This window comes from Luedemannella flava, assembly GCF_039528515.1.
GTDB classification, from domain to species: Bacteria; Actinomycetota; Actinomycetes; order Mycobacteriales; family Micromonosporaceae; genus Luedemannella; species Luedemannella flava.
This window is the reverse complement of the sequence record NZ_BAAALT010000044.1, coordinates 1-589: the sequence shown is the minus strand read 5'-3', so window position 1 is coordinate 589 and position 589 is coordinate 1. Positions and strand designations below refer to the sequence as shown.

The following is a 589-nucleotide window of genomic DNA, read 5'->3' as shown; positions in this document are numbered from 1 at the left end:
GTCTGACGTCTGGGCCATCGAGTTCCGTGAGCAGCTCCTCCGGGGAGTTCTTCCTTAGGCGCACTTCGAGAACTGGCTGGATTGCCGCGTTCCACGCCTCCCTGACAGGGCGGCTTGCGAAGATCTCCACCCGCGCCGAAATGGCATCAACGAGCTTCGGGTTCGGAACCTGCATGTCTGGATCGAGTCGTACCGGACCGCCCGGCGCCAGGAACGTCACCGTGTGGCGGACAAGCTGGTCGAGTGCATCAAGCATCTCCGGGTAGAGGCCTTCGACTCTTGCATGGTGCCTAGCTTCCCGCCCTGGAAGCCTGGCGTTGGCGAAGCCAAAGGCGAGACCCGCCAGACCGACAACGTACGGTCCGGCTTCTTTGATCACGTCGACCCCGAGACTCACGCGGGCACTTTAGTCCGGCCTAACCAGATCGAGCGTCGGACGCGCCGCGAGTCCTTGGCGACTTGGCGATGGTGTTCGAGGGAATGCCGCAGGGCGCCTTGTCTAGCGATTGACGCTTACGTGTCAACCCTGAGTGAGAAATTGGTCGCGCTTAGTGCTTGAAGACTCGGCATAGGTGTTCTAGTATCTGAA

The 589-nt window shown here is 61.0% G+C and carries 1 protein-coding gene; it reads right to left on the bottom strand.

Annotated features, from left to right (window positions below):
- Positions 1-397: hypothetical protein (locus ABD211_RS09120; RefSeq protein ID WP_344128308.1), on the bottom strand; the 397-nt coding region annotated here is incomplete at its 3' end.
- Between the last annotated feature and the right edge of the window lie 192 nt (positions 398-589).